Source organism: Leifsonia williamsii (assembly GCF_030433685.1).
GTDB lineage: Bacteria > Actinomycetota > Actinomycetes > Actinomycetales > Microbacteriaceae > Leifsonia > Leifsonia williamsii.
This window is the reverse complement of the sequence record NZ_JAROCF010000001.1, coordinates 2414229-2441209: the sequence shown is the minus strand read 5'-3', so window position 1 is coordinate 2441209 and position 26981 is coordinate 2414229. Positions and strand designations below refer to the sequence as shown.

Here is a 26981-nt window from a genome sequence, read left to right as displayed (position 1 = left end):
CACCCGCCCGCGTAGGCTTGCCGTCGTGACCAGCTACAGCGATCGTCCCTGGGTCGCGGGTTACGCCGACGGCGTTCCCGCCGACGTCGACGTCCCCGCCGGATCCCTCGCGCACCTCATCGACGAGTCCGTCCGCACCTACGGCAAGCACGTCGCCCTCGAGTTCTTCGGCGCGACCACCACGTATGCCGAGCTGGGCGACCAGATCGCCCGTGTCGCGGAGGGGCTGCGCAGGCGTGGCGTCCGCAAGGGCGACCGGGTGGCCCTGGTGCTCCCCAACTGCCCGCAGCACGTCGTCGCGTTCTACGCCGCCCTGCGGCTCGGCGCGGTCGTCGTCGAGCACAACCCGCTCTACACGCCGCGGGAGCTGCGCCACCAGTTCGAGGACCACGGCGCGACGGTCGCCATCGTCTGGGACAAGGTCGCGGCGACGGTGCAGGAGCTGCCGGCCGACCTCGGCGTCAGCACCATCGTCTCCGTCGACCTCACCCGCGCCATGCCGGCGAGCAAGCGGCTGGCGCTCAAGCTGCCGGTGCCCGCCGCCCGCAAGGCGCGCGACCAGCTGACCGCGAAGGTGTCCGGCACGATCCGTTGGGAGGAGCTCACCGCCTCCCGCCGCCTCAAGGACAGCTCCCCCCGCCCCGAGACCGGCGACCTGGCGCTGATCCAGTACACGAGCGGCACCACGGGCCAGCCCAAGGGCGCCATGCTCAGCCACGGCAACCTGACTGTCAACGCGGCGCAGGCCCGCGCCTGGGTGCCGACGATCGCACGCGGGAGCTCGGTCGTCTACGCCGTCCTGCCGCTCTTCCACGCGTACGGGCTGACGCTCTGCCTCACCTTCGCCATGAGCATGGGCGCACGGCTCGTGCTGTTCCCGAAGTTCGACCCCGACCTCGTGCTCGACGTGGTCAAGAAGCACCCGGCGACGTTCCTCCCGGCCGTCCCGCCGATCTACGAGCGGCTCGTCCAGGCGGCCGAGAAGCGCAAGGTGTCGCTCTCGGGCATCGACATCGCCATCTCAGGCGCCATGAGCCTCCCGCAGAGCATCGTCGACCTCTGGGAGGAGCGCACCGGCGGCTACCTCGTGGAGGGCTACGGCCTGTCCGAGTGCTCGCCGGTGCTGATGGCCAACCCGGTCGGCGCCACCCGCAAGCCGGGCACGGTCGGGCTGCCGCTGCCGAGCACGGAGCTGCGCGTCGCCGACCCCGACGACCCCTCCGTCGACCGCGCGTTCGGCGAGGAGGGCGAGCTGCTCGCCCGCGGCCCGCAGGTGTTCTCCGGCTACTGGCGCCGCACGGACGAGACGTCGAAGGTGCTCACCGCCGACGGCTGGTTCCGCACCGGCGACATCGTCACGATGGACGAGGACGGCTTCGTCCGCATCGTCGACCGGATCAAGGAGCTGATCGTCACCGGCGGCTTCAACGTCTCCCCGACCGAGGTGGAGGACGCGCTGCGCTCGTACGAGGGCATCGCCGACGTCGCCGTGGTCGGCCTCCCCCACCGCCGCGGCGGCGAGGACGTCGTGGCCGCGGTCGTGATGGAGCCGGGCGCCTCCTTCGACGAGGAGGCGATCCGCGCCTACGCGCGCGACTGCCTGACCCCGTACAAGGTGCCGAAGCACGTCATCCCGGTCGAGGAGCTGCCGCGCTCGATCGTCGGAAAGGTGATCCGTCGCAAGGTGCGGGACCAGCTGCTCGCGCAGCAGCCGCAGGGCCAGGCGGAAGCGGCGCGCTAGCCGGCCGCCTCGGCCCCCGGGCCGATCGGGAACACCAGCAGCGACCCGGTCGCGGTCGCGACGGGCTTGCCCGACGCGTCCGTCACCACGCCGTCGGCGAAGGCGACGCGCTTGCCGGGCTTCGTCACGGTGGCCGTGCAGCGCAGCGGCCCGGTGTGCGTGTAGACGGGCCGCAGGTAGTTCACGTTGATCTCGATCGAGGTGTAGCCCATCCCCTGCGGCAGCGTCGACTGCACGGCGCAACCGAGCGCGGAGTCGAGGAGGGTGCACAGCAGGCCCCCGTGCACGGTGCCGATGGGGTTGTAGTGCGACTCGTCGGGGTCGCAGACGAAGACGACGCGGCCCTCCTCGGCCTCCTCCAGCGTCATCCGCATGAGGACGGTGATGGGAGGCGGAGGCAGCTGCCCGCCGATCATCCGGCGCAGGTACTCCAGCCCGGTCATCGTCGGCATGACCGCGACGCCGGGCGCCGGGTCCTGCCACTCGACGGTGCGGCGGCGTTCGGTCACGGGGTCTCCTCGTTCAGGGACGACGTCGGGTGGGGAAGGGCGCCGAGGCGTTCGAGCCGACGGCGGGCGGCCAGCTCGGCCTGCGTGCGCGGGCCCAGCAGCACGCCGGCTCCGCGCAGCACGGCGCCGGTCGCGGCGTGGAGGGGCAGTATGCGCTCCGGCGCGGTCGGCGGGAGCCCGAGCAGCAGCCGGTGCCGCGGCTCCAGGGTCGACACCGCCGCGCGGAACACGATGCGGTACGACGGCCGCAGCATCCGCCGCAGCGGGGCCCTCCGGATGAACCGCACGACCTCGTCGACCTCCGGCCCGCCGCGCAGGTCCCCGGCATCCGTCACGGCGTCGATCGCCGCGCGCAGCTCGGCGGCCGAGCGCGGAGGGTCGTCGACGCCCATCAGCTCCCCCGCGATCGCCCACTCGGCCACGTAGCCGTCCGCACCGCCCGGAATCGGCGCGCCCCAGCCCTCGTGCGCGGTCAGGAAGGCGTCGGTGAAGGCGAGGTGCACCCAGCGCGCCAGGTCGGGGTCGTTCGCGGCGTACGGCCGCTCGACGCCGTGACCGTCGACGTACGCGCCGACCACGCGGCGGTGCAGGCTCCGCACCATCTCGGACGACGCGATCGCCTGATCCCGGCTGCCGAACGTGACGGTGTGGATCCACTGGATGGTGTTCGCCAGCCGGCCCAGCGGGTCCTCGCGGAAGCGGGAGTGGTCGCGCACGCCCGCGAGCGCGCCCGGATGCAGCGCTTGCAACAGCAGCGCACGCACCCCGGCGACGAGCGTGGGCATGCCGCCGTGCACGGCCCACGCGGCGCTCTGCGGCGTGAAGAAGCCCTCGTCCTCCCCCTGCTCCAGCCGCAGCACCCAGGCGGGCACCTCGTCGGAGCGGCCCGCGAGCGTCTCGATCAGCCGAGACCGCACGGGCCCCAGCATCCGGTCGACGCCGCGGACGGAGGTCACCGCGGTGCCGCCTCCGCACCGAGCCCGTCCACGACCTGCGCACCGGACAGCTCGCCGAGCAGTGCGCCGGGGAGCAGGATCTTCGACCGCCGCACGCCCGAGCCGATGATGACGACATCGGAGGCGGCGACGCGCGCGTCCACCAGCACCGGCCACTCCGCGGGCAGGCCGATCGGCGTGATGCCGCCGTACTCCATCCCGGTCAGCTCCACCGCGCGATCCATCGGCAGGAACGACGCCTTACGCACGTCGAGCATCCGCTTGACCGTGCTGTTCACGTCGGCGCGCGTCGTGGCGAGCACCACGCACGCGGCGATCCGCTCGACGCCCTCGCGCTTGCCGCCGACCACGACGCAGTTCGCCAGCGTGGAGGCGTCGAGCCCGAACCGCTCCTGGGTGGCGGCCGTGTCCGACACGGCCGGGTCGATCTCCACCACGCCGACGCGGTCGAGCCAGCCCAGCGCCTCCACGGCCGCCAGCGTGGCCGGAGCCAGCAGGTCGGTCCGGGAGGCGGCGGGCTCGGTCGTCAGGCCGCCGAGGGTGAAGACGCCCACGGCTGCTCCTACTCCGCCGGCTCGGTCGCCGCGGCGCGCTCCAGCACCAGCTCCCGGACGCGCGCGGCGTCGGCCTGGCCCTTCATCGCCTTCATCACAGCGCCGATGACAGCGCCGGCGGCCTGCACCTTGCCGTCGCGGATCTTCGCGAGCACGTCGGGCTGCGAGGCGAGCGCCTCGTCGATCGCGGCGATCAGCGCGCCGTCGTCCGAGACGACCGCGAGCCCGCGGGCGTCGACGACCTCCTGCGGGGCGCCCTCGCCGGCGACGACGCCCTCGAGCACCTGGCGGGCCAGGCGGTCGGTCAGCGTGCCCGCGTCGACCAGCGCGGCCAGCTCGGCGACGTGCGCCGGGCTCACGAGCGTGCCGGCGGGGACGTTCTGCGCGTTCGCGAGGCGGGCGATCTCACCCGTCCACCACTTGCGCGCGGCGGCGGGGTTCGCGCCGGCGGCGATGGTCGCCTCCACCTCGTCCAGGAGGTCGGCGTTGGCGACGTCCTGGAACTCGAGCGCGGTGAAGCCCCACTCGGCGGCCAGACGCTTGCGGCGGGCGGCCGGCTGCTCGGGCAGCGTGCCGCGCAGCTCCTCAACCCACTCCCGGCTCGGGGCGACGGGCACGAGGTCCGGCTCCGGGAAGTAGCGGTAGTCGTCGGCGTCGGACTTGGGACGGCCGGCGCTGGTGGTGCCGGTGTCCTCGTGCCAGTGCCGCGTCTCCTGCACGATCGTGCCGCCCGCAGCGAGGATGGCCGCCTGGCGCTGGATCTCGTAGCGGACCGCGCGCTCGACCGAGCGCAGCGAGTTGACGTTCTTCGTCTCGGTGCGGGTGCCCAGCTGAGTGCTGCCGCGGCGGCGGAGGGAGACGTTGGCGTCGCAGCGGACGTTGCCCTCCTCCATGCGCGCGTTCGAGATGCCCAGGGCCTTCACGAGGTCGCGGATGGCTCGCACGTAGGTGCGCCCGACCTCCGGAGCGTCCTGCTCGGCGCCCTCGATCATCCGGGTGACGATCTCGACCAGCGGGACGCCGCCCCGGTTGTAGTCGACGAGGGAGTAGTCGGCGCCCTGGATGCGCCCGGCGGAGCCGCCGACGTGGGTCAGCTTGCCGGCGTCCTCCTCCATGTGCGCGCGCTCGATCTGGATGGTCACCACGCGGCCCGACTCCAGCTCGATCGTGACCTCGCCGTCGTGGGCGATGGGCTCGTCGTACTGCGAGGTCTGGAAGTTCTTCGCCGTGTCCGGGTAGAAGTAGTTCTTCCGGGCGAACCGGCTCGACTCGGCGATGTCGCAGCCGAGGGCGAGGCCGAGCCGGATGCTCGACTCGATCGCCTTCTCGTTCACCTGCGGCAGTCCGCCGGGCAGGCCCAGGCAGGTCGGGCAGGTGTTCGTGTTGGCGCCCGAGCCGAACTCGTTGGCGCAGCCGCAGAACATCTTGGTCTTGGTGTTCAGCTCGACGTGCACCTCGAAGCCGAGGACGGGCTCGAACAGCTCGAGCGCCTGGTCGAAGTCCATCAGTTCCGCCTTGGCCATCACACGGCCCCTTCTTCGCTCGCGAACATCTCGGTGGCGCTCAGATCGGGCGCCTGGCTGAGCAGCGTGTGCCCCCACTTCTCCTCCAGCAGCCGCTCCAGGGCGGCGCCGATCGTGTAGAGGCGGGCGTCGGCGCGCGCGGGCGCCATGAGCTGCATGCCGACGGGGAGGCCGTCCTCCGGCGCGAGGCCGATCGGCAGTCCCATGCCGGGCACGCCGGCGAGGTTGGCCGGGATGGTGGTGATGTCGTTGAGGTACATCGCCATCGGGTCGGCCAGCTTCTCCCCCAGCTTGAACGCCGTGGTCGGCGCGCTCGGGCTGACCAGCACGTCCACCTTCTCGAAGGCGGCGGCGAAGTCGCGCTGGATGAGCGTGCGCACCTTCTGCGCGCTGCCGTAGTAGGCGTCGTAGTAGCCGGCGCTCAGCGCGTAGGTGCCGAGGATGATGCGGCGCTTGACCTCGGGGCCGAAGCCGGCGTCGCGGGTGGCCGACATGACGCGCTCCACGGTGACGGGAGGCTGCTCCGGGTCGACGCGGAGGCCGAAGCGCACCGAGTCGAACCGGGCCAGGTTGCTGGACGCCTCCGCCGGGAGGATCAGGTAGTACGCGGCGACCGCGTACTCGAAGCTCGGCGCCGAGACCTCGACGACCTCCGCGCCCGCCGCCTCCAGCACCGCGAGCGCCTCGTCGAAACGCTGCTTGACGCCGGCCTGGAAGCCGTCGCCCGCGATCTCGCGGATGACGCCGACGCGCACGCCGCGCAGGGCGCCATCGCGCTGCCCGGCACGGGCGGCGTCGGCCATCGACGGCCAGGTGTCCGAGAGCGAGGTCGAGTCGAGCGGGTCGTGGCCGGCGATGACGTCGTGCAGCAGGCCCGCGTCGAGCACGGTCCGAGAGACCGGGCCCACCTGGTCGAGCGAGCTCGCCAGCGCGATGGCGCCGTAGCGGCTCACCCCGCCGTAGGTCGGCTTCACACCCACCGAGCCGGTGACGGCGGCGGGCTGGCGGATCGAGCCGCCGGTGTCGGAGCCGAGGGCGAACGGCGCCTCGAAGGCCGCCACCGCCGCGGCCGAGCCGCCGCCGGAGCCGCCGGGGATGCGCTCGAGGTCCCACGGGTTGCGGGTCGGGCCGTAGGCCGAGTGCTCGGTGGAGGAGCCCATCGCGAACTCGTCCATGTTGGTCTTGCCGAGGGGCACGAGGTCGGCCTCGCGCAGCTTGCGCACCACCGTCGCGTCGTACGGCGGCAGCCAGCCCTCGAGGATCTTGGAGCCGGAGGTGGACGGCATGTCGTTCGTGGCGAGCACGTCCTTGATCGCGACGGGCACGCCGGCGAGCGGGCCGAGCGCGTCGCCCGAGGCACGGCGGCCGTCGATCTCGGCGGCGGTGCGCAGCGCCTTCTCGGCGGCGACGTGCAGGAAGGCGTGCACGTCGGCGTCGACGGACTCGATGCGGTCCAGGTGGGCGCGCGTGGCCTCGGCCGACGACACCTCGCGCGAGGCGAGGAGGTCGGCCAGCTCGGCGGCGGGGAGGCGGGTCAGATCGGTCATCGGGTCCTACTCCTCGTCCAGGATGGTGGCGACCTTGAACCGGTCGCCCTCGCGCGCGGGGGCGCCGGAGAGCGCCTGGTCCACCGTCAGCGACGGCCGCGGCTCGTCGGCGCGGAACACGTTGGTCAGCGGCAGCGGGTGGCTCGTCGCCGGCACGTCGGGACCGGCCACCTCCTGCACCTTGGCCACCGCCTCCACGATCTGGCCGAGGTCGCTGGTGAGGCTCTCGAGCTCGTCGGGGCTGAGGTCGATGCGGGCGAGGTTCGCGAGGTGCGCGACCTGCTCTGCGCTGATTTCAGGCATACGTCTCCGTGCTGGTTCTGCTGTTCCGGGATGGACGGGCCGCGCGATCGCAGCCACTACCGATTCTATTGCCCGCCGAACAGCCCGAGGCCATGCCGGTGGACGGCGTCCCAGGCCTGCTTGTACGTCGTCGGCTCGGTCTCGCCCGGAGCGCCGTAGCGCGCCGTGAGCAGCCCCATCAGGCCGATCCCGGGCGGGCTGAGCGGCCGGTCCTCGTCCCCGGGCGCCGGCGCGTCCGCCTCCGGATTGGCCGGCAGGTACGCCGGATGGGTGTCCGGCCAGGTGCCCGGCTGCCGCGGGGTGCTGCGGTTGACCGCGTTCTCGATCGTGCGCGCGCCGCGGTCGCGGTCCGTCAACGGGGCGAGGCGGTGCTTCTTCGCCAGCGTGGCGATGACGGCGGCGTGGTGCATCTCGTCGTGGATGATCGTGTTGCGAGCCGTGTACGCCGAGATCGCGATGGCGGGCACCCGCACCCCGAGCCGGTCGAACGTGAAGCCGTTCTCCCCCGGCCCGCTGTCGTCGGGCGGGATCGCCGCGCCGGGCGGCACGTGGTCGTATGTGCCGCCGTGCTCGTCGAAGGTCACCAGCAGCATGGTGTTGAGCGCGTTGGAGCCCTCTGCGCTCCGCGACGACCGGATCGCCGAGTAGATCTCGTGCAGGAGCAGGTCACCCGCGCGCACGTCCGAGATCGCGCCTCCGACGATCTCCTCGCCGTCGACCTCCTCGGCCGTCATCGGGCCGCCCGGCGGGTGCATGTCGTTGTGGTCGTAGAGGAGCCGCGGCTCGATGAAGGCGTAGTCCGGCAGGGTGCCTTCGGCCACGTCCTTGTAGAACTGCGTCATCGTGCGGAAGTGCGTCTTCCAGTACTGCTCCAGCACGGGTGCGTGGATGAAGCCGGTGAGCGACACGAGCTGGCGGTCGTCGTAGTAGACCCGCCAGGTGTGGCCCGCCTCCTGGAGCCGGTTGAAGACCGTCGGGCTGGCGTTCTTGTCGTCGAACCACTTGCGCAGCCCTTCCTCGCCGGCGTTGTCGACGTAGCCGTGCGAGGTGGAGGCGTGGAAGAACGAGCGGTTGCACAGCGTCTGCGACGGCACCGCGCAGTACCAGTTGTCGTAGACCGCGAACTGGCGGGCGAGCGTGGAGAACACGGGGAGCATGTCGGGCGTGAAGGAGCCCATGACCGTCCGGTACTCCTGCGCGGTCGGCTCACGGCCTCCCGCGTCCTTGCGCAGCACCCCGACGTAGTCCTTGACGAAGCCCTTCATGGTCGGCTTCATGCCGGCCGGAGGGGCGTTGTACGGCGGCTTCATGTCGCGGACGAGCGCGTCGGCGTTGGAGGGCGGGTCGACGATCCCGAACAGCTGCGTGTTGACGTGCGGATAGACCTCGCCCGGGTCGGGCGATGGCTGGCGCATGATGTAGTCGGTCGTGCCCTGGTGCGGGTGCGCGGGGATGTCGGGGCCGCCCGCCGGGTCGGGGTTGCTGTGGTCGCCGAACGCCAGCCCCTCGAAGCGCTTCCCCTGCGGCAGGGTCCTCTCGTCGTAGAGATAGCCGAGCAGGTTGTCGAACGAGCGGTTCTCGTACATCAGCACGACGAGGTGGTCGAAGCCGGGGCGGTCGCGCGGAGGCAGCGGCGGGTACTCCTCGCCCTCCTCCGCGACGGGCTGCTGGGCGGCCACGCCGCCGGCGACCGCCGCACCGACCGCGCCGCCCGCGGCGCCTCCGGCGACGGCGCCCGCCGCGAACAGGCCGGCGCCCTTGAGGAAGTTCCGGCGCGAGGAGCGGCGCTGTGCCGCCTCGTCCGCGCGGTCGTCGCCGCTGGTCTCCCCGTCCATCCCGACCATTATCCCCTGCGCATCAGTGCGGGCGGGGCCGACATCGAACGGTCAGAGCACCAGCCCGCCCTGGTCGATGCCGATCAGCGCCAGGTTGCGCGAGCACTCGGTGCCGGCGGTGAAGTACTCGTTGTGCCCGCTGGAGCCGGCGAGCGTCCTGTGCGTGATCGGATCGACCGCGCCGTCGACGCTCATGTGCTTCGCGCCGTAGGACGGGGCGCCGGGGTCGCTGCCGAAGAACGCGCTGTCGACGATCGGGTCCATGGGCGCCTCTCCGACGAACACGTTGCCGTCGCGCACGGAGAGGCCGGCGACCGACTGCGCGTCGCTGCCCGGCGAGCCCATCAGCGCGAGCGCGTCGACGGTGACGGTGCCGCGCTCCAGTGCGAGCAGCGCGGCGGTGGACCCGTACGAGTGGGCGAGCACGCTGAGGTACGGCGGGTCGGCGGCGCGGAGGGTCTCGATGCCGGCGAGCGTGCGCTCGAGGCTGTCCGCACCCTCTTGAGCCAGCTGGAGGCCGCCGATGTTCGTCAGGACCGGCGTCTGGTAGCCGATCCAGGCGACGACCGCCACGCCGGGGCCGCCCTGCTTGCCGCGCGGGCCGAGGAAGCGGTGCAGGAAGTCGGTCTGCTGGTCGTGCAGGTCCTGCGCGACCTCCGCCCAGGCCTCGATCTGCTCCCCGACCGACATGTACATGCCCGGCACGAGGACGCTGACGTACTTCGCGGTCGACAGGTCGCCGACGACGATGGAGGCCTTCGCGTCCTCGGAGGTGTCGAGCGCGACGAGCGTGCGGGTGACGCCGTCCTTCTTTGCGAGGGCCTTCTCGACATTGCCGAGGGTTGTGAGCTGGTGCTGCAGCGCGATGCGGGCTGCCTTGCCGTGCTCGCTGCGCAGCGACGTACGGGCTCCCGCGATCGTCTGCTTGAGGTCGAGGGCGTTGGCCGCCCCGCGGACCGTGTACGGCACGCCCTCCAGGTTGCCGACGATGTGCGGCGCCTCGCGCAGCAGCACGGACTGCTTCTCCGCGCCGAGGAGGCTCCAGACGCGGCCGACGTCGCCGGCGGCGGGCGGGTCGGCCAGCAGGCGGTTCAGGTCGGTCGGGTGGGTGCTGACGTAGGAGCGGAGGTCGGCACTGTCGAGCGCGGCGATGCGGCCCAGCGCGGTCGCGGCGATGGCGGGCGCGTGGGCCGGCGACGAACCCGCGGGCGCGTCGCCGAGGGCGGTGGCGACGGACGCGGTCGGTAGGAACGCGGTCGAGACCGCACTCGGCGACACAGCGCCGACAACATGGCCGGGGGTAGACGTGGCGGTCTGCGAGGCTGTCGCATTCGACACCGCCGCGGGCACCGTCGGCAGCTCTGCGGGCATGGCGGTGGCCCCGGTCAGTCCGGAGACGACCGAGGTCACAGTCAGAACAGCTGCAAAGCCGACCAGCACTCGTCCGGGTCCCTCCGAGAAGGCAGCGAGCTAAGCCCTTGCACGTGCGCAACGGGTCGAGCGCACACCCCCAATGTACGGGATGCGAATGGCCGACGGCCGCGCGTTCTACCCCCGATTCAGGGGGAGAACATTCGGGCTGTCCGCGCTTTGGCCGACCGATTTCGGCCCCCGGACGGGTGTCAGGGCGCCGGGAGGGCGTCCGGACCCTGCTCGACCAGGATTCTGAACTGCGCGGCGTCGAGGATGCGCAGGCCGAGCTCCTCCGCCTTCGCGAGCTTCGACCCGGCGCCGGGACCGGCCGCGACGAAGTCGGTCTTCTTGGAGACGCTGGAGGCCGCCTTGCCGCCGGCCGCGATGATCGCCTCCTGCGCTCCCTCGCGGGTATAGCCCTCCAGCGAACCCGTCGCCACGACCGTGAGGCCGGAGAGCACGCCGCCCTGCGCGGCCGCGTGACCGGGGCCCGGGTGGCCGGGGGTGGCGAACTGGACGCCGTCGGCGCTCCACCGCTCCACGATCTCGCGGTGCCACGGCACCTCGAACCAGGCGAGCACCGCGTCGGCGATGATGCCGCCGACGCCGTCCACCGCGGCGAGCTCGTCGCGCGAGGCCGCGCGGATGGCGTCGAGCGAGCCGAAGTGGTCGGCCAGCGCCCGCGCGGCGACCGGGCCGACATGGCGGATGTTGAGGGCCACGAGGATGCGCCACAGCGGCTTGGTGCGCGCGGCGGCGAGGTTGGCGACGAGGTCGACCGCGGCCTTCGACGGCACGGACAGCGCGTCGCCGCCGAACTCGGCGGAGGACGGGTCGTACGGGCCGTCCTTGGTGGACCGGCGGCGGCGGAAGGGCGCGACCACCTTCTCCTCGCCGGTCTCCGTCAGCTTCGGCAGCCCCGTCTCGGCGTCGCGGACGACCACCTCGATCGGGAACAGGTCGGCGACGGTGAGCCCGAACAGGCCGGCCTCGGTCGGCAGCGGCGGGACCTCTGGCACGCGGGGCTGGGTGAGCGCGGAGGCCGCGACCTCCCCCAGCGCCTCGATGTCGAGCGCGCCCCGGGAGCCGATGTGCTCGACGCGGCCGTGCACCTGCGCCGGGCAGAACTCGGAGTTGGGGCAGCGGAGGTCGATGTCGCCCTCCTTGGCGGGGGCGAGCGGCGTGCCGCAGGCCGGGCAGCCCTCCGGCATGACGAACTCGCGCTCGGTGCCGTCGCGCAGCTCGACCACCGGGCCGAGCACCTCCGGGATCACGTCTCCGGCCTTGCGCAGCACGACCGTGTCGCCGATGAGCACGCCCTTCGCGCGCACGACCTGCTGGTTGTGGAGGGTGGCCTGGCGCACCGTGGAGCCCGCGACCTTCACCGGCTCCATCACCGCGAACGGCGTGGCCCGGCCGGTGCGGCCGACGCTGACCACGATGTCGAGCAGCTTCGTGTGCACCTCCTCCGGCGGGTACTTGTAGGCGATGGCCCAGCGCGGAGCGCGGCTGGTGGCGCCGAGCTCGTCATGGAGCGCCAGCTCATCGACCTTGACGACGATGCCGTCGATCTCGTGCTCGACGTCGTGCCGGTGCTCGCCGCGGTCGGCGATGTAGCCGGCGACCTCGTCGACCGTCCCGAAGACGCGCGAGTGGGGCGAGACCGGGAGGCCCCAGCCCGCGAGCAGATCGTAGATCTCGGATTGGGCGGAGACCTCGGGGTGCTGCCACGCGCCGATGCCGTGGAGGTACAGCGAGAGCCGGCCGAGCCGCTCGCGCATCAGCTCCAGCTCGGTCGCGCTCTTGTTCTCGCGGCGCTGGCGGAGGCTGCCCGCGGCGGTGTTGCGCGCGTTGGCGAACTCCGGGTAGCGGGTCTTGATGGCCTCCTCGGCCTTGCCCTTCGCCCGCTCCTCGGCCTCGAAAGCCGCCTGGAGCGCACGCTGCCGGTCGTTGAGCGCCTCGAAGTCGACGGACTTCAGGAACACCTCGCCGCGCACCTCGAAGAAGGGCGGGAACCCGCTGCCGGTCAGCCGCGTGGGGATCGCCGGGATAAGCTCGACGTTCTCGGTGATGTCCTCGCCGACGCGGCCGTCGCCGCGGGTGGTCGCGGTCTCGAGCACGCCGTCGCGGTAGGCGAGGCTGATCGCGAGGCCGTCGATCTTGAGCTCGGTCAGCCAGCGCACCGGCCGCCCGGCCGCCGCCGCGGTCTTGGCGGCCCAGTCGCGGAACTCCTCGATGGAGAAGACGTTGTCGAGGCTGAGCATCCGCTCGGCGTGCTCGTGCTCGGGGAACCCGGCGGAGACGACGCTGGCGCCGACCTGCTGGGTGGGGCTGTCCTGCCCGGCGAGCTCGGGGAACGCGCGCTCCAGCGCCTCCAGCCGGTGGAAGTCGGCGTCGTACTCGGCGTCGGAGAGCGTGGAGGTGCCGTCGCCGTAGTACGCGACGCGCGCGGCCTCGATGCGCTGCGTGAGCCGCTCCGCCTCCGCCCGCGCCGCATCGAAGTCGAGCCCATCGACGTCGGCGCCCGCGGCCGGCTCGAGGGAGGTGCTGCGCGTCTCGGAGGTCTCGGTCACCCTCCGATTCTACGGACGACCGCCGACACGGCCGGGTGGCCGACTGCGCTCAGGCCGGGACGGCGGAGACGGTGCGGTCGATCGTCGTCTGCCCGAGCACGCGCGTGCCGACGTACACGACCGCGGTCTGGCCGGGGGCGACGCCGTTCAACGGAACGTCCGGGCGGATCAGGAGCTCGCCGTCGCGCACGCACGCCACCGCGGGCACCGGGTCGGCGTGGGCGCGGATCTGCACCTCGCACGTGAACGGCGTCGCGGCGTCGGCGGGCGGGAGGCCGGCCCAGGTGAAGCGGGAGCCCGCGATCTCGGCGATGTCGAGCGCCTCCTTGGGGCCCACGACGACCGTGTTGTCGACCGGGCGGACCTCGAGCACGAAGCGGGGGCGGCCGTCGGGTGACGGATAGCCGATGTTGAGGCCCTTGCGCTGGCCCACCGTGTAGGCGTGCGCGCCCTCGTGGCTGCCCAGGCGGTTGCCGTCGCGGTCGAGGATGTCGCCGGTCGCGGTGCCGACGCGCTCCGCGAGCCAGCCGCGCGTGTCGCCGTCGGGGATGAAGCAGATGTCGTGCGAGTCGGGCTTGTTGGCGACGCTGAGTCCGCGCGCCGCGGCCTCCGCCCGCACCTCCGCCTTCGACGGCGTCGCCCCGAGCGGGAACATCGCGTGCGCGAGCTGCTCCGCGGTAAGGACGCCGAGCACGTAGGACTGGTCCTTCGCCCAGTCGGAGGCGCGGTGCAGCTCCCGGTTGCCGTCGGCGTCGGTGACGATGGCGGCGTAGTGGCCGGTGCAGACGGCGTCGAATCCGAGGTCGAGCGCCTTCTCGAGCAGCGCGGCGAACTTGATGCGCTCGTTGCAGCGCATGCACGGGTTCGGGGTGCGCCCGGCCGAGTACTCGGCGATGAAGTCGTCGACGACGTCGAGCTTGAACCGCTCGGAGAAGTCCCACACGTAGTACGGGATGCCGATCACGTTGGCGGCGCGCTGCGCGTCCATCGAGTCCTCGATGGTGCAGCACCCGCGGCTGCCGGTGCGCAGGGTGCCCGGCATCCGGCTCAGGGCCAGGTGCACGCCCACCACGTCATGACCGGCCTCGACCGCACGCGCCGCCGCCACCGCGGAGTCCACTCCCCCGCTCATCGCCGCCAGAACCTTCACCCCGGCAGTCTACGACGGCCTGCCCGACCACTCCCCGAGAGCCCCGCACAGGGGTCCCGACACGCCGCCGGCCGCGCCGCCGGGCGGCGTGTCGGGACCCCTGTGCGACCGGTCGCCCATCGGAGCCGGCCGAAGTGACCGCCGCTCAGCCACGCAGCCGCGACGGCCGGTCCGCGCTCCCGGCCCGCGCCGCCTGCGCGTACGCGCCCGGCAGCGCCGCCAGCAGCGCGTCGATGTCGTCGGCGGTCGTCGTCCGGCCCAGCGTGAAGCGCAGCGCGCTGCGCGCCTCCCGCTCGCTGCGGCCCATCGCGAGCAGCACGTGCGACGGCTCCGGAACGCCCGCCTGGCACGCCGACCCGGTCGACACCGAGATCCCCGCCATGTCGAGCAGGAGGAGCAGGGAGTCGCCCTGCGCATCCGGGAAGGTGACGTGCACGTTCGACGCCACGCGCTCCGACGGCGCCACGAGCGGGTCGGGACCGCTGAGCACCGCGGCAGGCACCGCCTCCCGCAGCCCGCGAATGAGCCGATCGCGAAGCCCGGCGAGGCGTACCGCCTCCACCTCGCGCTCGGCCTCTGTCGCGCGGGCGGCCGCGGCGAACGCGACCGCCGCGGCGACGTCCTGCGTGCCGCTGCGCACCTGCCGCTGCTGGCCGCCGCCGTGGATCAGCGGCACGACCGTGGAGGAACGGCTCAGCACGAGCGCGCCGATCCCGACCGGGCCGCCGATCTTGTGGGCCGAGACGCTCAGCGCTTCCACCCCGAGCCCGGCGAAGTCGATCGGCAGGTGACCGTACGCCGCGACCGCATCCACATGCACCGGGACCCCCGCTGCGCGCGCCACCGCGGCGAGCGCCGCCACGGGCTGCACGGTGCCGACCTCGTTGCTGACGGCGAGGAAGGTGAGGAGGGAGGTGTCGGGGTCGACAGCGTCCGGCACGGCGATGCGCCCCTCGCTGTCGAGCGGCAGCCAGTCGGGGCGGGCGCCCTCTGCGCGCTCCAGCCATTCGACGGTGTCGACGGTGGCGTGGTGCTCCCCGCCGGGGACCAGGAGGCGGGGGCGCGGTGTCGAGGTGTTGCGGGCCCAGTAGAGCCCCTTGATGCCGAGGTTGACGGCCTCCGTGCCGCCGGAGGTGAAGACGACCTCGATCGGGTCGCAGCCCAGGGTGGCGGCAACGGTCTCGCGGGCCTCCTCCAGCAGGCGCCGGGCGTGCTGGCCCTGGCTGTGGATGCTGGCGGGGTTGCCGACGACGCCGAGCGCCTCCGTGAAGGCGGCGACGGCCTCCGGGCGCAGGGGGGTGGTGGCGGCGTGGTCGAGGTAGACCGGCATGTCATTACTCTAGATCGCATGACCTCTGCCGATCCTCTGCGCAATCTGGGCGTCCGCATCGGTCACAACGGGGGTGAGCTGAGGGTCTTCTCCGCGCACGCCGACGCGATGGAGCTGTGCCTGTTCGACGAGCGCGATCCCGACTGGCTGACGCGCAGCATCCCGATGACGCGGGATGCCAACGGGGTCTGGTCTGGTCGTTCGCGGTCGCTGACGCCGGGCCGGCGCTATGCGGTGCGGGTGTCGGGTCCGACCTCCCCGCAGAACGTGTTCAACCCGGAGACGCTGCTGCTCGACCCGTATGCGCGGGGGCTCACCCGGGTGGGTCCCGACCAGTGGCGCTCGACCGTGGTGTCGGACGACTTCGACTGGGGCGATGTGCGCAAGCCCGCCATCCCGCTGGACCACTCGGTGATCTACGAGGCGCACGTGCGCGGGATCAGCCGGCTGAACCCGGAGGTGCCGGAGGAGTTGCGCGGCACGTACGCGGGCCTCGCGCACGAGTCGACCATCCGGTATCTGAAGGGGCTCGGCGTCACGGCGGTCGAGCTGCTGCCGGTGCAGGCGTTCGTGTCGGAGCAGCGGCTGATCCGGGAGGGCCTCACCAACTACTGGGGCTACAACACGCTGAACTTCTTCTCCCCGCACGCGCCCTATGCCTCGCGGGGTGCGCAGGCGGCGGGTCCGCAGGCGGTGCTGGCGGAGTTCAAGGGGATGGTGAAGCTGCTCCATCAGGCGGGTCTCGAGGTGATCCTCGACGTGGTGTACAACCACACCGCCGAGGAGGGGCTGGGCGGCCCGCGCACGAGCTTCCGCGGCATCGACAACGCGACCTACTACCGGCAGGACGAGCACGGCGCGTACATCGACGTGACCGGTTGCGGCAACACGCTCGACTTCGGGAACCCGGTGCCGCAGCGGCTGGTGCTCGACTCGCTGCGCTACTGGGCGCAGGAGGTGCAGATCGACGGCTTCCGGTTCGACCTGGCGGCGACGCTGGGGCGTGGGGCGGATGCGGCGTACAGCCGTGACCATCCGCTGTTGAACGCCGTGCTGTCGGACCCGGCGCTGCAAGACGTCAAGCTCATCGCCGAGCCGTGGGACGTGGGGCTGGGCGGCTGGCAGACGGGCAACTTCCCCGATGGCTGGAGCGAGTGGAACGACCGCTACCGCGACCGGGTGCGCAACTTCTGGCTGGCCGACATCGCGGAGGCGCGACGCAACGGGCGTGCCCCCGTCGGCATCGGCGGCTTCGCGACGCGCCTGGCGGGGTCGTCGAACACGTTCTCGCCCGAGCGGGGCCCGCTCGCGTCGGTGAACTTCGTGACCGCGCACGACGGCTTCACGATGGCGGACCTCACCGCGTACGACGTGAAGCACAACCTCGGCAACGGCGAGGACAACCGCGACGGCACCGACAACAACCGTTCGTTCAACCACGGCGTGGAGGGTCCGACGGTCGACGAGCGCATCCTGCTGGACCGGCACAAGGCGATGCGCAACCTCATGGGCACGCTGCTGCTGTCGGCGGGCGTTCCGATGATCACGGCCGGCGACGAGTACGGCCGGAGCCAGCGCGGCAACAACAACGCGTACTGCCACGACAGCGAGCTGACCTGGCTGAGCTGGCTGCGCACCAGGGAGCAGCGCGAGATGGAGGCGACGACCCGGCGCCTCCTGGAGCTGCGGCGCACCAACCCCGCCCTGCGGCCGAGCCGGTACGCGGTCGACGGCGAGCACACGCCGAACGCGAGCCACATGGACTGGTACGACGCCACGGGCGCCCGGATGGACGACGAGGACTGGAACTCCCCCGAGAACCGCACCCTGCAGTACCTCGCGGCCTCGACGCCCGACAAGGAGGAGTTCAACCGCATCCTGCTGATCGTGCACGGCGTGGAGGACGACGTGGAGGTGTCGCTCCCCGCGGCGCCGGGCGTCACCTCCTACCAGCTGCTGTGGGACAGCGCGACGGAGGTGCCGATCGAGGAGGACCCGACCGAGCTGGCCCCCGGCACCGCGCGGCTGGTGGGCGGAACGTCGATGCAGCTGTACCGGGCGAACGGGCCGCGGGTGGACGAGGACCAGCACAGCGCAGGCGCCCGCTGATGGCCAAGGCACGCCCCGCCGCCGGCACCCCCGCCACGGTCGCGTTGACCGCTGCGAGCATCCCGTTCTCCGCGCACCCGTACGAGCACGACCCGACAGCGGCGTCGTTCGGACTGGAGGCGGCGGAGGCGCTCGGCGTCGAGGCCGACCGCGTGTTCAAGACCCTGCTCGCCGACACCGACCTCGGTCTCGTCGTCGGCGTCGTGCCGGTGACCGGGATGCTGGACCTCAAGGCGCTCGCCGCGGCGGTCGGCGCCAAGCGCGCCGCGATGGCCGACCCGGCGGTGGCCGAGCGCCGCACCGGCTACGTGGTCGGCGGCATCAGCCCGGTCGGGCAGAAGACCCGGCACGTGACCGTCGTCGACGAGACCGCACAGCTCTTCGACACCGTGTTCGTCTCGGGAGGCCGCCGCGGCTTCGACATCGAGCTCGCGCCCGCCGACCTCCTCCGGGCGACCGCCGCCTCCTACGCCCCCATCGCCCGCTAGCCCCTAGCCGCTAGCGGGCCGCGCGGGTCAGGAGGCGACGGCGACCAGGCCCAGCTCGGCGGGGGTCAGCAGGAGGTCGTTCACCGGCACCACGCGCACGGTGTAGCCGAACGAGCCGGCCCAGGCGAGCCGCACCGTCCCGACGAACTCGTGCGCACTGCCCGCCTCGTCGCCGGGCACGGCCCGGTCGACCGTCAGCTCCTGCACGGCGACGTCGGTCAGGTCGTCGCCCTCGTGGCTGCGCCCGTAGACCAGCTCGACCCGCACGTCCTCCGGCCGCAGGCCGCCCAGGCGGACCGGCGCGCGCACGTGCAGCTCGTCGCCGACCTGCGGGGTGTCGTCCACCCCGCCCGCGTCGACATGCGCGACGGCCACGTCGGGCCAGGCGCTGCGCACGCGCTCCTTCCACTCGGCGAGGCCGCGCGCGGCGGCGAAGTCGTCGGCGGTGAGACGGTTCTCGTACTCCGCCGCCGGCAGGTACAGCCGCTCGACGTACTCGCGGACCATGCGCTCGGCGCTCAGCGGCGACGAGAGCGTGGCGAGCGTGTGCCGGATCTGCCGCACCCACGCGGAGGGCACGCCGTCCGGGTCGCGGTCGTAGAACCGCGGCGCGATCTGGTGCTCGATGAGGTCGTACATGGCCTCCGCCTCCAGTGCGTCGCGCTCGGCGCCGTCGCCGGCGGCGTCCGCCGACGGGATCGCCCAGCCGTTCTCGCCGTCGTAGAACTCGTTCCACCAGCCGTCGAGGATCGACAGGTTCAGCGCGCCGTTGAGGGCCGCCTTCATGCCGGAGGTGCCGCACGCCTCAAGAGGACGCAGCGGGTTGTTGAGCCACACGTCCGTGCCCGGGTACAGCAGCTGCGCCATGCCGATGTCGTAGTCGGGCAGGAACACCATCCGGCCGCGCACATCGGCCTCGTTGGCGAAGTGCACCAGCTTCTGGATGAGCCGCTTGCCCTCGTCGTCGGCCGGGTGCGACTTGCCCGCGATCACGAACTGCACCGGCCGCTCCGGGTCGAGCAGGATGCGGCGCAGCCGGTCGGGGTCGTGCAGCATCAGCGTGAGCCGCTTGTAGGTCGGAACCCGCCGGGCGAAGCCGATGGTCAGCACGTTCGGGTCGAGGAGGTCGGCCATCCACGCCGGCGCGATCCCGCCCGGGTTCTGCCGCTCCCAGGCCGCCGCGACCCGGTGACGCGCGTCCTGCACGAGTTGCTCGCGCATCCGGTTGCGCACGCTCCACAGGTCGGCGTCGCCGACGGCGTGCGCGTCCGCCCAGTTCGCGTGCGTGGTGTCGTCGGTGCCGAGGCGCTCGATGGCGAGCGCGCGGAGCATCGGGTCGGTCCACGTCGGTGCGTGCACGCCGTTGGTGACCGAGTCGATCGGCACCTCCCGCGGGTCGAAGCCCGGGTACAGGCCGTTGAACATCTGCCGGCTGACCTCGCCGTGCAGCTGGGAGACGCCGTTGGCGTGCTGCCCGAGGCGCAGGCCCATCACGGCCATGTTGAACACGTCGCCCGAGCCGCCGGGGTAGTCCTCCGCGCCGAGCGCGAGCACCTCCTTCACGTCGAGCCCGGGGAGCAGGGAGGTCGAGAAGTAGCGCTCCACCAGCGCCCGGTCGAACCGGTCGATGCCGGCGGGCACCGGCGTGTGGGTGGTGAAGACCGTGCCGGCGCGCACCACCTGCAGCGCCTGGTCGAAGCTCAGCCCCTCGCCCACCAGGTCGGAGATGCGCTCCAGCCCGAGGAAGCCCGCGTGGCCTTCGTTGGTGTGGAACACCTCCGCGTCCGGCGCGCCGGTGAGCGCCGCCCAGGCCTTCACCGCGCGCACGCCGCCGATGCCGAGCAGCAGCTCCTGCAGCAGCCGGTGCTCCCCGCCGCCGCCGTAGAGCCGGTCGGTGACCGAGCGCAGCCGCTCCTCGTTCTCGGGGATGTCGGTGTCGAGCAGCAGGAGGCGCACCCGGCCGACCGCGGCCTGCCAGACCCGCGCGTGCAGCTCGCCGTCCGGCAGCGCGAGCGTGATCTGCACCGGGGTGCCGTCGGCCTCGCGGAGCACGCTGAGCGGCAGTCCGTCGGGGTCGAGCACCGGGTAGCTCTCGAGCTGCCAGCCGTCGGGGGAGATCGCCTGCGCGAAGTAGCCGGAGCGGTAGAAAAGGCCGGCGGCCACCAGCGGAACACCGAGGTCGCTCGCCGCTTTGAGGTGATCCCCGGCGAGGATGCCGAGGCCGCCGGAGTATTGCGGCAGTGCCGCCGCGATGCCGAACTCGGGCGAGAAGTAGGCGATCGAGCGCGGCGCGGCGTCGCCGAGCGACTGGTACCAGCGCGGCTCCTGCAGGTACTCGCGCAGGTCGTCGCGCACGCGGTTCGCCCACTCGACGTAGCCGTGATCGTCGGCGAGCTCCGCCAGCCGCGACGGCTCGACCGCGCCGAGCAGGGCGATCGGGTCGTGCCGGAGCTGCTGCCACAGCTCGGGGGCGATGCGGGCGAAGAGCTCCTTGGTGGGCTCGTGCCAGGACCAGCGGAGGTTGCCGGCGATCTCCTCCAGAGCGGAGAGGTTCTCGGGGAGGACGGCGCGGACGGAGAATCTACGGATGGCCTTCACCCGGCCCACCTTAGAGGAGCCTGATGACGGCCGGGTGAATGAGTGTACGTTCGTGGGGTGGTGAAGAAGGCTCCGACCAGCATCCGTTCCGCCGAGGCCGTGCAGCAGGCCGCGACCGCGGTGGCGCAGCCGCCCGCCGTGCCACAGCCGGCCGACCCGCCGCAGGGATCGGCGGCGCAGGAGGCGGCGGCGCAGGGATCGGCGGCGCAGGAGGCGGCGGCGCAGGAATACGTGCCGCTGCTGACCCGCATCCCCGTCCTCCAGCTCTCCCCGCAGGTCGACGAGGGCCACTGGCCGGCCGTCGCCTTCAGCGGGGAGGTCGTGCCGTTCCGCGCGACCGCCTTCCGCGAGGGCCACGACCGCATCGGCGTCGACCTGATCCTGCTCGACCCCTCCGGCGAGCAGACCGAGCACCGCATGCACGCGCTCGAGCCGGGCACCGACCGCTGGGGTGTGGAGGTGCAGCTCGAGACCGAGGGCCTCTGGCGCTACCGGGTGCAGGCCTGGGCCGACGACTACGGCACCTGGAAGCACAACGCCGAGGTGAAGGTCCCGGCCGGCATCGACGTGGAGCTGATGCTGCGGATGGGCCACGACCTCCTGGCGGGCGCCGCGAAGGACAAGCGCCGCAGTCCCGCCGAGCGCCGCCACCTGAGCGCCGCCGCGAAGGCCGCCGCCGACTCCACCAAGCCGGTCGAGGAGCGCTTCGCCGCGACCGTCGACGACCGCATCGCCGCCATCCTCGCCGAGCGCCCGGTGGTGAGCCTCCCCTCGCTCTCCGAGACGCGTGCGATCCAGGTCGAGCGCACCCGCGCCGGCGTCGGCAGCTGGTACGAGTTCTTCCCGCGGTCGGAGGGGGCGCGGAAGCTGCCGGACGGCTCCTGGCAGTCGGGCACCTTCCGCACCGCCTCCGCGCGCCTCCCCGAGATCGCCGCGATGGGCTTCGACGTCGTCTACCTGCCGCCCATCCACCCGATCGGCCGCACGTTCCGCAAGGGGCCGAACAACTCCCTGGAGGCCGGGCCGAACGACCCGGGCTCGCCCTGGGCCATCGGGTCGGCCGAGGGCGGCCACGACGCCATCCACCCGGACCTCGGCACCGAGGAGGACTTCGTCCACTTCCTGGGCAAGGCGAAGGGAGCCGGCCTCGAGGTCGCCCTCGACCTGGCGCTGCAGGCGTCGCCCGACCACCCCTGGGTGAAGCAGCACCCGGAGTGGTTCACGACCCTCCCCGACGGCACGATCGCGTACGCGGAGAACCCGCCGAAGAAGTATCAGGACATCTACCCGATCAACTTCGACAACGACTACGACGGCCTCCGGCACGAGGTGCTGCGGATCGTGCGGTACTGGATGTCGCTCGGCGTCCGCATCTTCCGCGTCGACAACCCGCACACCAAGCCGCTGCACTTCTGGGAGTGGCTGATCCGCACGGTCAACGCGACCGACCCGGACGTCGTCTTCCTCGCCGAGGCGTTCACCCGCCCCGCGCTGCTGCACACCCTCGCGAAGGCCGGCTTCCAGCAGTCGTACACGTACTTCACCTGGCGGAACACGAAGGAGGAGCTGGAGGAGTTCTTCGCCGGCCTCGCGACCGACACGGCCGACTTCCTGCGCCCCAACCTCTTCGTCAACACCCCCGACATCCTCACCGAGTACCTGCAGTTCGGCGGCCCGGCCGCGTTCAAGATCCGTGCCGCCCTCGCCGCGACCGCCGCACCGACCTGGGGCGTCTACTCCGGCTTCGAGCTGTACGAGAACGTCGCCCGCCCCGGCGCGGAGGAGTACATCGACAACGAGAAGTACGAGTACCGTCCGCGCGACTACGCCCGCGCGCAGAACGAGGGACGCTCCCTGGCGCCCTACCTGACGATGCTCAACCGCGTCCGCAGCGAGCACCCGGCGCTGCGCCAGCTGCGCAACCTCCGCCTCCACTCCAGCGATGACGACGCCATCCTCGTCTACTCGAAGTACCTGCCGGGCCGGTTCACCCGCAGCGGCAAGCCGGACGCGGTGATCGTCGTCGCCAACGTCGACCCGCACTCGGTGCGCGAGACGATCGTCCACCTCGACGTCACGGCGTTCGGCATCGAGCGCGGCGCGAGCTTCGAGGTGAAGGACGCCGTGACCGGCCAGCGCTGGGTCTGGGGCTCCGACGACTACGTGCGCCTCGACGCCTTCGACCAGCCGGTCCACATCCTGGTCGTGAAGCCGCTGTAGTCGCCGTCCACCCACGCCCCGCCGCACCGCCCGTCCCACCGCACCGCCTCGAAAGGACCCCGATGACCCCGATCCCCGAAGGCGCTGCCGCCGTCGACCTGCCCGCCCTGGACGACGCGACCCTCCAGGCCGTCGCCACCGGCGCGTACCACGACCCGCACGCGGTGCTCGGGCAGCACCAGGTGAACGCCTCAGGCGTCGCCGACCCGATCACGGTCATCCGCACCCTGCGCCCGCTGGCGGAGGCCGTGTTCGCCGTGCTTCCGAACGGCGCGCACGTCGAGCTCGCGCACCTCGCGCACGGCATCTGGCAGGGCATCGACATCGTCGGCCCCGGCGCTTACCTGGTCGAGGCCCGCTACGCGGACGGCAGCACCTGGACCGCGGACGACCCGTACCGCTTCTCCCCCACCATCGGCTCCGTCGACCTGCACCTCATCGGCGAGGGCCGGCACGAGCAGCTGTGGGAGGCGCTGGGCTCGCACGTGCGCGACCTCGGCGGCGTCGTCGGCACCGCCTTCACCGTCTGGGCGCCGCACGCCCGCGCCGTCCGCGTGGTCGGCGACTTCAACGGCTGGGACGGCACCCTGCACGCGATGCGCAGCATGGGCGGCTCCGGCGTCTGGGAGCTGTTCGTCCCCGGTCTCGGCGAGGGCGAGATCTACAAGTACGACATCCTCACCGAGGATGGCGGCTGGGTGCGCAAGATCGACCCGGTGGCGCAGACCGCCGAGACGCCGCCCGCCACCGCCTCCCGCATCACGGTCAGCCGCCACGAGTGGGCCGACGACGAGTGGATGCGCCGCCGCCGCGAGACCGACCCGCACAGCGGCCCCATGAGCATCTACGAGCTGCACCTCGGCAGCTGGCGGCCCGGAACGGGCTACCGCGAGGCCGCCGACCAGCTGATCGACTACGTCGGCGCGCTCGGCTACACCCACGTGGAGTTCCTCCCTCTCGCCGAGCACCCGTTCGGCGGCTCCTGGGGCTATCAGGTCACCGGCTACTACGCCCCGACCAGCCGCTTCGGCTCGCCCGACGACCTGCGCTACCTGATCGACCGCCTCCACCAGGCCGGCATCGGCGTGATCATGGACTGGGTGCCCGGCCACTTCCCCAAGGACGACTGGGCGCTCGCCCGTTTCGACGGTCGGCCGCTGTACGAGCACGCCGACCCGCGGCGCGGCGAGCACAAGGACTGGGGCACGTACATCTTCGACTACGGCAACTCGCAGGTGCGCAACTTCCTCGTCGCGAACGCGCTGTACTGGCTGGAGGAGTTCCACGTCGACGGCCTGCGGGTCGACGCCGTCGCCTCCATGCTGTACCTCGACTACTCGCGCAACGAGGGCGAGTGGGAGCCGAACATCCACGGCGGACGCGAGAACCTGGAGGCGATCGCGTTCCTGCAGGAGGTCACCGCCACCTCCTACAAGCGCAACCCCGGCACGGTCATGATCGCCGAGGAGTCGACCAGCTACCCCGGTGTCACCGCCCCCACCAGCTCCGGCGGCCTCGGCTTCGGCTTCAAGTGGAACATGGGCTGGATGCACGACTCGCTGCAGTACATCCACGAGGACCCGATGTACCGCAGCTACCACCACAGCGAGCTGACGTTCTCGTTCGTCTACGCGTGGAGCGAGAACTTCCTCCTGCCGATCAGCCACGACGAGGTCGTGCACGGCAAGGGCTCGTTGATCGGCAAGATGCCGGGCGACCACTGGCAGCAGCTGGCGAACCTCCGGGCGTTCCTGGCGTTCATGTGGGCGCACCCCGGTAAGCAGCTGCTGTTCATGGGCCAGGAGTTCGGCCAGTACTCCGAGTGGAGCGAGGAGCGCGGGCTCGACTGGTGGATGCTCGACCAACCGTCGCACCGCGGCCTCTGGGACCTCGTCGCGCAGCTCAACGCGCTCTACCGCGCGCACCCGCAGCTGTGGGCGCTCGACAACGATCCCGCCGGGTTCGAGTGGCTCGACGGCTCCGACGCGGCCGGCAACGTGATCGCGTTCCTCCGGAAGGACCGCGAGGGCTCCCCCATCGCCGTTCTGCTCAACTTCTCGGGAGCGCCGCACGAGGGCTACCGGGTCGGCCTGCCCTTCGCCGGGGAGTGGGAGGAGCTGCTCAACACCGACGCGGAGGCGTTCGGCGGCTCAGGGGTCGGCAACCTCGGCCAGGTGACCGCGGTCGACGAGCCGTGGATGGGCCGCCCCGCTTCGGCGGTGGTGAACCTGCCTCCGCTCGGTGCCCTCTGGCTCAAGCCGCGCGTGAGCTGAGCCAGGCCCCGTAGCCGATGCCGTCGATGGCGTGCTCGGGCGCCAGGTTGCGCCCGGCACGCCAGGTGGCGCCGAGCGCGCCGCCGAGCCGCACAGGCACCACCGGACGGCGGGAGCCGCTGTGCCGCTTCCACTGCTCGGCGAGCTCGCGCGCCGACTCGATGCGCGGGCCGGCGACGGTGCGGACGCCCGGTTCTCCCGCGCCCTCGGCCGCGTCCACGAGCACGCGCGCGACGTCCGCGACGGCGATGGGCTGGAATCGGGTGCGCGACGGCGCGAGCAGCGTGCCGAACGGGCGTCCGCGCTCGAAGATCGCGGTGACGAAGTCGTGGAACTGCGTGGCGCGCACGACGCGCGTCTCGAGCGGCGAGTCGAGGTAGGCGCGCTCCTGCTCCGCCTTGGCCCGGTAGTAGGCGTAGCCGGAGCCGTCGATCCCCGCGACCGAGAGCAGCACGGCGGAGTTCACCCCGAAACGCGCTGCGGTGTGCAGAAGGTTCTGCGCCCCGAACGCGAACACGTGCGCGGCCTGCCTCCCCACGCCGTTGCTCGCGTCGACGATCACGTCGGCGCCGTCGACCGCCTCCTCGAGACCGCTGCCCGTGACGAGGTCGGTGGTGACGTAGACGGCGCCGGGCACGTAGGCGTCGGCGTCGTCGTCGGGGGTGCGCCGGGCGGCCACGACGACGTCGTGACCGCGCTCGACGGCTTCGGCGGTGACGGCTCGGCCGGCGAGGCCGGTGCCGCCGACCACGAGCACACGGGGCATGCGCGGGCCTTTCAGAGGCTGACGAGGGGAATCGCCGCAGCACCGGGCCGCTTCGGCCTGCTCCGGGGGAAGAGCGCGCCGCAGGGGGATCGCGTCAGTACAGCAGCGAGGCGAGCCTAGCCCTGGCCCGCACGACCCGCGGGTCGTCCACGCCGACGATCTCGAAATAGTCGAGCAGCCGCGCGCGGACGGTGTCCTTGCCTGCGGCGTCGAGCTTCGGGAACAGCGTCAGGAGGCGGTCGAAAGCGTCCTCGACGTGCCCGCCCGACAGGTCGAGGTCGGCGACACCCAGCTGCGCCTCCGCGTCCGCCGGGTCCGCCGCCGCGGCCGAGCGCAGCTCGTCCATCGACTTCCCGGCGAGGCGGGCGAGGAGGCTGACCTGCGCGAGGCCGGCGACCGCCATGGTGTCGCGCGGGTCCTGCGCGATCGCGGTCTTGTATGCGGCGATCGCGGCGTCGAAGTCGCCGCGGTCGATCGCGTCGTACGCGTCCTGGTGGTGCGGGGGAAGCGGCTCCGGCTGCGGCTCCGCCTGCTCCCCCTCCGGGAGGCCGGCGTCCGCATCGACGGAGACCGTTCCCGTGACGCCGTTCTGCGCGGCGAGCTGGAGGAGCTGCTCGAACACGTCGCGCACCTGCGGCTCCGGAACCGCGCCGACGAACAGCTGCACCGGCCGGCCGCCGACGATGGCCGCGACGGTCGGGATCGACTGCGCTTGGAACGCCTGCGACAGCTGGGGGTTGGCGTCGACGTCGATCTTCACCAGCACGAGCCGGCCGGCGTAGTCGGCCACGACGCGGTCGAGGATGGGCGAGAGCTGCTTGCACGGCTCGCACCATTCCGCCCACAGGTCGACGACGATCGGCACGCGCATCGACAGCTCGATGAAGTCGTTGAAGTTCGCGTCGGTGCCCTCGAAGTAGAGGCTCGGGAGAGTCAGCGCCTCCCCCGCGGCCGCCGGAGCGTCGCCCGGCGCGGGAGCACCGGGGCCGGCCGCTGCGGCGGGCGCCCCGGGGGCCGGACGGCTCACGAGCGCGCTGAGATCGACAGCACCGCGCAGGTTGGTGGGCGTCGTGGGCGGGATGTTGCTCATCGG

The 26981-nt window shown here is 72.4% G+C and carries 19 protein-coding genes; 5 read left to right on the top strand and 14 right to left on the bottom strand.

Annotated elements, in window-relative coordinates; genetic code table 11:
- The first annotated feature begins 25 nt into the window (after positions 1–25).
- A complete protein-coding gene (locus P5G50_RS11465) occupies positions 26–1741 on the top strand; it encodes a long-chain-fatty-acid--CoA ligase (protein WP_301208872.1) in 1716 nt (571 codons plus the stop codon).
- Here P5G50_RS11465 and P5G50_RS11460 read toward each other — a convergent pair.
- The 11 genes from P5G50_RS11460 to P5G50_RS11410 all read right to left on the bottom strand — a co-directional run bounded on the left by P5G50_RS11460 (position 1738) and on the right by P5G50_RS11410 (position 15434).
- Positions 1738–2193: a PaaI family thioesterase gene (locus P5G50_RS11460; RefSeq protein WP_435870923.1), complete on the bottom strand. Its 456-nt coding sequence runs from the start codon at positions 2191–2193 to the stop codon at positions 1738–1740. The genes P5G50_RS11465 and P5G50_RS11460 overlap by 4 nt on opposite strands.
- A 53-nt stretch (positions 2194–2246) precedes the next feature.
- Entirely contained in the window at positions 2247–3179 is a 933-nt protein-coding gene (locus tag P5G50_RS11455; RefSeq protein WP_301209427.1) for an oxygenase MpaB family protein, read from the bottom strand.
- A gap of 23 nt (positions 3180–3202) precedes the next feature.
- On the bottom strand, positions 3203–3760 hold the full coding sequence (locus P5G50_RS11450) for a YbaK/EbsC family protein (protein ID WP_301208876.1): 558 nt from the start codon (positions 3758–3760) through the stop codon (positions 3203–3205).
- A gap of 8 nt (positions 3761–3768) precedes the next feature.
- Entirely contained in the window at positions 3769–5283 is a 1515-nt protein-coding gene (gatB, locus tag P5G50_RS11445; RefSeq protein ID WP_301208878.1) for an Asp-tRNA(Asn)/Glu-tRNA(Gln) amidotransferase subunit GatB, read from the bottom strand.
- Positions 5283–6830 (bottom strand): Asp-tRNA(Asn)/Glu-tRNA(Gln) amidotransferase subunit GatA, encoded by a 1548-nt coding sequence (gene gatA / locus P5G50_RS11440; protein ID WP_301208880.1) that lies wholly within the window; start codon positions 6828–6830, stop codon positions 5283–5285. The genes gatB and gatA overlap by 1 nt, the downstream gene beginning before the upstream one ends.
- A 6-nt stretch (positions 6831–6836) precedes the next feature.
- Positions 6837–7133: an Asp-tRNA(Asn)/Glu-tRNA(Gln) amidotransferase subunit GatC gene (gatC, locus tag P5G50_RS11435; RefSeq protein WP_301208882.1), complete on the bottom strand. Its 297-nt coding sequence runs from the start codon at positions 7131–7133 to the stop codon at positions 6837–6839.
- A gap of 65 nt (positions 7134–7198) precedes the next feature.
- On the bottom strand, positions 7199–8968 hold the full coding sequence (locus P5G50_RS11430; RefSeq protein ID WP_301208884.1) for an alkaline phosphatase family protein: 1770 nt from the start codon (positions 8966–8968) through the stop codon (positions 7199–7201).
- A 51-nt stretch (positions 8969–9019) separates the two neighbouring features.
- On the bottom strand, positions 9020–10378 hold the full coding sequence (locus tag P5G50_RS11425) for an alpha/beta hydrolase (protein ID WP_301208886.1): 1359 nt from the start codon (positions 10376–10378) through the stop codon (positions 9020–9022).
- A 212-nt stretch (positions 10379–10590) separates the two neighbouring features.
- Complete coding sequence (gene ligA / locus P5G50_RS11420; protein WP_301208888.1) at positions 10591–12954, bottom strand: NAD-dependent DNA ligase LigA; 2364 nt, start codon at positions 12952–12954, stop codon at positions 10591–10593.
- 49 nt (positions 12955–13003) lie between these two features.
- Positions 13004–14104 (bottom strand): tRNA 2-thiouridine(34) synthase MnmA, encoded by a 1101-nt coding sequence (gene mnmA, locus P5G50_RS11415; RefSeq protein WP_301208890.1) that lies wholly within the window; start codon positions 14102–14104, stop codon positions 13004–13006.
- A gap of 145 nt (positions 14105–14249) precedes the next feature.
- Complete coding sequence (locus P5G50_RS11410) at positions 14250–15434, bottom strand: cysteine desulfurase family protein (RefSeq protein WP_301208892.1); 1185 nt, start codon at positions 15432–15434, stop codon at positions 14250–14252.
- Positions 15435–15452: 18 nt separating this feature from the next.
- On the opposite strand from P5G50_RS11410, the gene glgX reads away from it, so the two are divergent.
- A complete protein-coding gene (gene glgX, locus P5G50_RS11405; protein ID WP_301208894.1) occupies positions 15453–17543 on the top strand; it encodes a glycogen debranching protein GlgX in 2091 nt (696 codons plus the stop codon).
- Complete coding sequence (gene ybaK / locus P5G50_RS11400; RefSeq protein WP_301208896.1) at positions 17543–18031, top strand: Cys-tRNA(Pro) deacylase; 489 nt, start codon at positions 17543–17545, stop codon at positions 18029–18031. Before glgX ends, ybaK begins: the two co-directional genes overlap by 1 nt.
- A 27-nt stretch (positions 18032–18058) precedes the next feature.
- On the opposite strand, the gene glgP is transcribed toward ybaK, so the two are convergent.
- Positions 18059–20629: an alpha-glucan family phosphorylase gene (gene glgP, locus P5G50_RS11395; RefSeq protein ID WP_301208898.1), complete on the bottom strand. Its 2571-nt coding sequence runs from the start codon at positions 20627–20629 to the stop codon at positions 18059–18061.
- A gap of 231 nt (positions 20630–20860) precedes the next feature.
- On the opposite strand from glgP, the gene P5G50_RS11390 reads away from it, so the two are divergent.
- On the top strand, positions 20861–22849 hold the full coding sequence (locus P5G50_RS11390; RefSeq protein ID WP_301209429.1) for an alpha-1,4-glucan--maltose-1-phosphate maltosyltransferase: 1989 nt from the start codon (positions 20861–20863) through the stop codon (positions 22847–22849).
- A gap of 62 nt (positions 22850–22911) precedes the next feature.
- Positions 22912–25122 carry a 1,4-alpha-glucan branching protein GlgB gene (gene glgB / locus P5G50_RS11385; RefSeq protein ID WP_301208900.1) on the top strand — a complete coding sequence of 737 codons (2211 nt, stop codon included), beginning with the start codon at positions 22912–22914 and terminating at the stop codon, positions 25120–25122.
- Here glgB and P5G50_RS11380 read toward each other — a convergent pair.
- Together P5G50_RS11380 and P5G50_RS11375 are read right to left on the bottom strand one after the other, a co-directional pair.
- Positions 25103–25888: an SDR family oxidoreductase gene (locus P5G50_RS11380; RefSeq protein ID WP_301208902.1), complete on the bottom strand. Its 786-nt coding sequence runs from the start codon at positions 25886–25888 to the stop codon at positions 25103–25105. The genes glgB and P5G50_RS11380 overlap by 20 nt on opposite strands.
- A gap of 94 nt (positions 25889–25982) precedes the next feature.
- Positions 25983–26978, bottom strand: a complete 996-nt coding sequence (locus P5G50_RS11375) for a tetratricopeptide repeat protein (RefSeq protein WP_301208904.1) — start codon at positions 26976–26978, stop codon at positions 25983–25985.
- Positions 26979–26981: the final 3 nt, after the last annotated feature.

Coding starts and splice junctions, on each gene's coding strand:
- P5G50_RS11460 (WP_435870923.1), bottom strand. CDS start 2,193: ATGCCGACGATGACCGGGCTGGAGTACCTGCGCCGGATGATCGGCGGG.
- P5G50_RS11455 (WP_301209427.1), bottom strand. CDS start 3,179: ATGCTGGGGCCCGTGCGGTCTCGGCTGATCGAGACGCTCGCGGGCCGC.
- gatB (WP_301208878.1), bottom strand. CDS start 5,283: ATGGCCAAGGCGGAACTGATGGACTTCGACCAGGCGCTCGAGCTGTTC.
- gatA (WP_301208880.1), bottom strand. CDS start 6,830: ATGACCGATCTGACCCGCCTCCCCGCCGCCGAGCTGGCCGACCTCCTC.
- gatC (WP_301208882.1), bottom strand. CDS start 7,133: ATGCCTGAAATCAGCGCAGAGCAGGTCGCGCACCTCGCGAACCTCGCC.
- P5G50_RS11430 (WP_301208884.1), bottom strand. CDS start 8,968: ATGGACGGGGAGACCAGCGGCGACGACCGCGCGGACGAGGCGGCACAG.
- P5G50_RS11410 (WP_301208892.1), bottom strand. CDS start 15,434: ATGCCGGTCTACCTCGACCACGCCGCCACCACCCCCCTGCGCCCGGAG.
- glgX (WP_301208894.1), top strand. CDS start 15,453: ATGACCTCTGCCGATCCTCTGCGCAATCTGGGCGTCCGCATCGGTCAC.
- ybaK (WP_301208896.1), top strand. CDS start 17,543: ATGGCCAAGGCACGCCCCGCCGCCGGCACCCCCGCCACGGTCGCGTTG.
- glgB (WP_301208900.1), top strand. CDS start 22,912: ATGACCCCGATCCCCGAAGGCGCTGCCGCCGTCGACCTGCCCGCCCTG.
- P5G50_RS11380 (WP_301208902.1), bottom strand. CDS start 25,888: ATGCCCCGTGTGCTCGTGGTCGGCGGCACCGGCCTCGCCGGCCGAGCC.
- P5G50_RS11375 (WP_301208904.1), bottom strand. CDS start 26,978: ATGAGCAACATCCCGCCCACGACGCCCACCAACCTGCGCGGTGCTGTC.